Raw genomic sequence first — 6270 nt, forward strand, 5'->3', positions numbered from 1 at the left:
TCACGGCCAACCTTGTCGATGCCGCCGGCGCCGCCTACGGCGCGCAATGGACGCTGTTTCGCCAGGCGATGGCGCCGGGCGCGCAGGGCGAAGGCTGGGCCAATCCGCAGATCTGGATGGGGCACGCGGCGGTCACATCGGCGCAGACGCATCGCTTCAGCGAAGCCTTTGCGCGCGGCGGCGTCGGCCAGGCCGGCGTCACTGCGGCGCCGTTTCGCGCCTGGATCGATGCGTGGGAGATGCGCGGACGGGATGGCTTTGCCGACACGACGATCGGGCCGCTCGACGTCACGGCGTCAGGCCCGAACTTCGGCTACCAGCTCCGCCTCGAAGCGCAGCAGCTCCTGGTGCTGCAGGGCGACGCCGGCTACAGCAAAAAGTCCGAACGCGGCCAGGCGTCGTATTACTACAGCCAGCCATACTATGCGGCGGCAGGAAGCCTCGTCATCGACGGCAAGCCCATCGCCGTTTCCGGCCGGGCCTGGATGGACCGCGAATTCTCCAGCCAGCCGTTGGCTTCCGACCAGACCGGTTGGGACTGGTTCTCGTTGCATCTGGGATCCGGCGACAAGCTGATGCTGTTCCGCCTGCGGCAGCGCGACGGCGCGAACTATTTTTCCGGCAACTGGATTTCGCGGGATGGCCGCTCCGAGCCAATCGCCTTGAGCGACATCAGCATGGCACCAACGGCGTCCACCGACATCGCCGGCCGCAAGCTGCCGACGTCATGGAAGGTCGGCATTGCTTCGCGCGGACTGCAGATCGACACCACGCCGCTCAATCCGCATGCGTGGATGGGCACCAGCTTCCCGTATTGGGAAGGCCCGATCGCGTTCAAAGGCAGCCACGACGGCGTCGGCTATCTGGAGATGACGGGGTATTGAAACTCTATGTCGTCCCGGCAAGCGAGCTTGCGAGCGCAAGCCGGGACCCATAGCCTCAGTCCCATCGAAGGCTAGCTGTGGCAGCGCAATGTTCAAGCCACAAGCTCGGAGGGTATGGGTCCCGGATCTGCGCTCGCTTCGCGAGCTTGTCCGGGACGACAAATACTACTTCGTCAGCGGGCAGCCGCTTTCCGCGGCGGTCGGGAACGCCTTGTTGCCAGGCACGGTGGCCAGCATCTTGTAGTAGTCCCACGGCTTCTTGGATTCCGATGGCTTCTTGACCTCGAACAGATAGAGGTCCTTCACCATGCGGCCATTGGCGAGCACCTTGCCGCCTTGCGCGAAGGCATCGTCCACCGGCAACTCCTTCAGCTTCTTCACCACCGCGTCGGAATCCTTGGTGCCGGCGGCCTTTACCGCCTTGAGATAGGACAGCGTGGCCGAATAGGTGCCGGCCTGGATCATATTGGGCATCCGCTGCGTGCGCTTGAAGAAGCGATCGGCAAATTCGCGCGATTTGTCGTCGCGGTCCCAGTAGAAGGATTCCGTCAGCACGAGCCCTTGCGCCGCCTGCAGGCCGAGGCCGTTCACTTCGGCCAGCGTCAGCAGCAGGCCTGCGAGCTTCTGGCCGCCGGCGACGATGCCGAATTCGGACGCCTGCTTCACCGCATTGGTGGTATCTAGGCCGGCATTTGCGAGACCGATCACCTTGGCCTTGGAAGCCTGCGCCTGCAGCAGGAACGAGGAGAAGTCCGACGAGTTCAAGGGATGGCGGACCGCGCCGAGCACCTTGCCGCCCTTCGCCTTCACGATATCGCCGGTGTCCTTCTCCAGCGAATAGCCGAACGCATAGTCGGCGGTGAGGAAGAACCAACTGTCGCCGCCGGCTTCGGTGAGCGCGCCGCCGGTGCCGACGCCGAGCGCGCGGGTGTCGAACGACCAGTGGAAGCCATAGGGCGTGCAAGCATCGCCGGTGATGCGCGAGGACGCGGCGCCGACCACGATGTCGATCTTCTTTTCCTGCTGCGACAGTTCCTGCACCGCCAGCGCCACCGACGACGTCGTCAGTTCGGTGATCATGTCGACGCCTTCGACGTCATACCACCGCCGCGCAATCGAGACGGCGAGATCGGGCTTGTTCTGGTGGTAGGCGGTGATGATCTCGATCTTCTTGCCGAGCACCTCGCCGCCAAAGTCCTCGATCGCCATCTTAGCGGCTTCGAGCGACCATTTGCCGCCGTAGTCGGCATAGACGCCGGACTGGTCGTTGAGGATGCCGATCTTGACGCCCTGCGCCATCGCGGGTGCGGCAAGGAACAGGCTGCACAGGGCAACTGTCGATGACAGGTAACGGAACTTCATAGGGTAGCCTCCCAACGTTTTTTAGTGTTGGCGGGAAGCTATTTTAGAATTTTGCGGAAGCCCAGCTAATCTTTCGGATGAGGCCGGCCTGTCTGGAAGCGCTGGCCCCTCCCCGTCATTGCGAGGAGCCCTTGCGACGAAGCAATCCAGTTCTTGCTTGTGGTCTCTGGATTGCCGCGTCGCTTCGCTCCTCGCAATGACGTGGAAAGGACGGCGCCGCAGGCCCCGCTTACATCCCCCGCAGCACCAGCCGGTTCAGCCTTGCTGCAAACGCCGCCGGATCTTCCGGCAATTCGCCGTCGAGAATCTGCGCCTGCTCCAGCAGCAGGAACGACAGATCGGCGGCATCGCCGCCCGCGGCCTTGTCGGCGCTGCCGATGCGAGCGACGAGCGGATGGCGCAGGTTGATCTCGAGGATCGGTTTGGTGCCGGCACCGCGGTTCTGCATCGCCAGCATGCGTTCCAGTTCGCGATCGGGACCGCTGCCGCCGGCAACCAGGCAGGACGCCGATGTGGTCAGCCGCGTCGAGGCTTTCACGTCGGAGACGCGCTCGCCGAGTGTCTCCTTGATGACCGCGATGGTCGTCGCCTCGTCGGTCTCCGGCTTGGTGTCGTCCTTGGCTTCGTCATCGATACGCGGGATCAGGTCGAGGTTGAGATCGCCCTGGCTCAGCGACTTCAGCGGCTTGCCGTCGAAGTCGGTCGGCACCGAGGTCCAGAACGCATCGACGTGGTCGGTGAGCAGCAGCACCTCGATGCCACGCGCGGCGGCGGATTCCAGCTTCGGATTCGATTTCAGCCGCTCGATGCTGTCGCCGGCGAGATAATAGATCTCGGTCTGGTTGGGTTTGAGGTCGGCGACGTATTGCTTCAGTGAACGCTTCTCGCCGGAAGTAGTGGTGAAGCGCGACAGCGACAGCAGCTTTTCGCGGCGCTCGTAGTCCTCATAGAGGCCTTCCTTGATTACCGGGCCGAACGAATCCCAGATTTTCGCGAAGGCCTCCGGCTCCTTGTCGCTCATGCTTTCCAGTTCGCCGACCACGCGGGTCGCGACGGCCTTGCGGATCTGCGCCAGTTGCGGATTGTTCTGCAACATCTCGCGCGAGAGGTTGAGCGGCAGGTCCTCGCTGTCGACCACGCCTCGGATGAAGCGCAGGTAGCTCGGCAGCAGATCGGCGTCGTCGGTGATGAAGACGCGGCGAACATAGAGCTTGACCTTGCCCTTACGGTTCGGCTCGAACAGGTCGAACGGCTTGGTCGATGGCGCAAACAGCAGCACCGCATAGCAATAGCGGCCCTCGGCGCGATAGTGCAGCGTCATCGCCGGCTCGTCCCAGGCGTGGGCGATCGACTTGTAGGCGGCACTGTAATCTTCCGGCGTCAGTTCGGACTTCGAGCGCTGCCACAGCGCGCTGGCGGAATTGATCTGGCGCGGCTCGGCATCGTCGTTCTTGAGCAGGATCGGGAACTGGATGTTGTCGGAATAGGCCGCGACGATGCGCTCGATCTCATGGGCTTCGAGATATTTCGCCGCGTCTCCCTTCAGATGCAGGTCGATCCGGACGCCGGCCGGTACGCTCATGCCATCTTCCAACTGCGTAATTTCGAAGCCGGCGCCGCCGGACGACGTCCAGGTGAACGCATCGTGCTCGCCGGCGCGGCGGCTGGTGACGACGATCTTCTCGGCGACCATGAAAGCGGCATAAAAGCCGACGCCGAACTGGCCGATCAGACCCGCGCCGTCCTTGGCTTCGGTGAGGCGCGACAGGAACGATTTGGTGCCGGAGCGCGCGATGGTGCCGAGATTGTCGATCAACTCCTGACGGTCCATGCCGATGCCGGTGTCGATCACCGACAGGACATTGGCGGCCTTGTCCGGCACCACCGTGATGTTCGGCGAGGTCCCCTCGGCGATCAGCGCGGGATTGGCGATCGCCTCATAGCGCAGCTTGTCGCAGGCGTCGGAAGCGTTCGAGATCAGTTCGCGCAGGAAGATGTCGGTCTCGGAATAGACCGAGTGGACCATCAGGTTCAGCAATTCGGCGACCTCGGCCTGGAACGGCTGCGAGGTCGGGGCGGCAGTGGTCGTCGTGTCGGTCATCGGTCACTCGATATGGTCGCGGAAGAGGGGGAAAGCCCGATATGGCATCGCGGCTGGAAACCACAAGAATTCATATGGATACCACAAGCGGGTGGTCCGATACCAAGAGTTGAAATTACCAAAAAATATCGCGCCATTACAACCTCTATATGCCCAAAAGAGTACAGACACGCACACCGACTTTTTCCAGATTGACGGAGTGATTCGCCAAAACCGGCGACGGGCACGGCACAACGACGCCGCCCGAATTCACGCCGGCTGGGGAGCCTTTCAATGCTGCGCATTCTCGTTGTCGATGACGATCCGCTGGTGTCCCAGGCCGTCAGGCTGTGGCTGAAGCGGCAGGGCTTCGACGTGGTCAGCGCCGATGGCGCCGCCACCGGCCTTGCCGCGCTGGACCACGGCGATTTCGACCTGATGATCGTCGATATCTTCATGCCGCACATGCACGGCTTCGAGTCGGTGCGGCTGTTTCACCAGCGCGCCCCAAGCGTTCCGCTGATCGCGATCTCCGGCTACGCCTTCGCCGAAAGCCACTCGCCGGCGCCGGACTTCCTGCGGATGGCACTGGCGCTGGGCGCGACGCGCTGCCTGCGCAAGCCGTTCAAGCCGCGCACGCTGCTGGCGGTGATTGACGAATGCCTGGTGGAAGTACAGGCGCGACGCGAGCGCAACGGCAGCCGGTGAACGCGCGGCCTCGCCGCCGTTTTCCGCACTCCGCCCCGCGGAAAATTAAGCTCCTGTTAGGCATAATCAGCGTTAATTTAACCGGTATTCAGTTAATATCCGGCGCGTCGCGCGCCTGCTGTCGATTGATCTAACTCCGGCATTTTAAAAGGACGCGCGATGGTCACGGCGATGAATCGCAACAGCAATCTCGCGCGGGCGATCGCGCCGGCCGACGAGCCCGAAGACGCCTCCGACATCTCGGCGCTGATCGCGCGGTTGACCGCCGAGGTCAACCAGATCGCTTGCGAGAAGACCAAGTCGATCCAGCACATCACCAACCAGATGAAAATGCTGGCGCTGAATGCGCTGATCGAAAGTTCGCGTGCCGGCGCACAGGGCGCCGGTTTTGCCGTCGTGGCGCAGGAAGTGCGGCATGTCGGCCAGCAGGTCGAGACCATCGCCCGCGAACTCGAAACCCAACTCACCGCGCGCACCGGTAACCTAATGTCCTCGATCGACAAGATGACGGAGCGCTCGCGCGGCGAGCGCATGGTCGATCTGTCGCTGAACGCCATCGAATTGATCGACCGCAACCTCTATGAGCGCACCTGCGACGTGCGCTGGTGGGCCACCGATTCTGCCGCGGTCGATTGTGCCGCGGCACCTTCCGATGCCACCGTCGCGCATGTGTCGGAGCGTCTCGCGGTGATCCTCGGCGCCTACACCGTCTATCTCGACCTGTGGCTGTGCGATCTGAACGGCAACGTGCTGGCCAGCGGGCGCGGCGACCGTTTCAAGGTCAAGGGCCAGAATGTTGCGGGCACCGCGTGGTTCCGTGATGCGCGCGCGTTGCGCTCCGGCGACGATTACACGGCCGGAGACGTGGAGCGGCAGCCCCTGCTCGGCAACGCCCAGGTCGCGACGTATTGCGCCAGCGTGCGCGAGGGCGGCAAGGCCAACGGCCGCGCAATCGGCGTGCTGGCGATTCACTTCGACTGGGAAGCGCAGGCCCGCGCCATCGTCGAGGGCGTCCGCGTCGGCGACGACAAGACCCGCGTGCTGCTGGTGGATTCGAATTTTCGCGTGATTGCGGCGTCGGACGGCCAGGGCCTGCTCACAGAGCACATCTCGCTGGCCTTGAACGGCGGCCGCAGCGGCTTTTATCACGACCGCTCCGGCGCGCTGGTCGCGTTCCATGCGACGCCAGGCTACGAGACCTACAAGGGACTGGGTTGGTACGGCGTGATCGTGCGC

5 protein-coding genes are annotated in these 6270 nt (G+C 63.5%); 3 read left to right on the forward strand and 2 right to left on the reverse strand.

The window, feature by feature from the left end; translation table 11 throughout:
- Window positions 1–884 (forward strand): lipocalin-like domain-containing protein (locus JWR89_RS10400; RefSeq protein ID WP_299715284.1); only part of this gene is annotated, 884 nt, incomplete at its 5' end.
- A gap of 165 nt (window positions 885–1049) precedes the next feature.
- Here the strand turns inward: JWR89_RS10400 and JWR89_RS10405 are convergent.
- Complete coding sequence (locus JWR89_RS10405; protein ID WP_299715286.1) at window positions 1050–2246, reverse strand: ABC transporter substrate-binding protein; 1197 nt, start codon at window positions 2244–2246, stop codon at window positions 1050–1052.
- Between the two features lie 229 nt (window positions 2247–2475).
- Window positions 2476–4347: a molecular chaperone HtpG gene (htpG, locus tag JWR89_RS10410; RefSeq protein WP_299715289.1), complete on the reverse strand. Its 1872-nt coding sequence runs from the start codon at window positions 4345–4347 to the stop codon at window positions 2476–2478.
- Between the two features lie 273 nt (window positions 4348–4620).
- Here htpG and JWR89_RS10415 point away from each other — a divergent pair, with 273 nt between their 5' ends.
- Both JWR89_RS10415 and JWR89_RS10420 read left to right on the forward strand, forming a co-directional pair.
- Window positions 4621–5034 carry a response regulator gene (locus JWR89_RS10415; RefSeq protein ID WP_299715292.1) on the forward strand — a complete coding sequence of 138 codons (414 nt, stop codon included), beginning with the start codon at window positions 4621–4623 and terminating at the stop codon, window positions 5032–5034.
- Between the two features lie 171 nt (window positions 5035–5205).
- A partial coding sequence (locus JWR89_RS10420; RefSeq protein WP_299715295.1) for a methyl-accepting chemotaxis protein occupies window positions 5206–6270 on the forward strand: 1065 nt, incomplete at its 3' end.

Source organism: Tardiphaga sp. (assembly GCF_028290785.1).
Classification (GTDB): Bacteria; Pseudomonadota; Alphaproteobacteria; order Rhizobiales; family Xanthobacteraceae; genus Tardiphaga.

Coding starts and splice junctions, on each gene's coding strand:
- JWR89_RS10415 (WP_299715292.1), top strand. CDS start 4,621: ATGCTGCGCATTCTCGTTGTCGATGACGATCCGCTGGTGTCCCAGGCC.
- JWR89_RS10405 (WP_299715286.1), bottom strand. CDS start 2,246: ATGAAGTTCCGTTACCTGTCATCGACAGTTGCCCTGTGCAGCCTGTTC.
- htpG (WP_299715289.1), bottom strand. CDS start 4,347: ATGACCGACACGACGACCACTGCCGCCCCGACCTCGCAGCCGTTCCAG.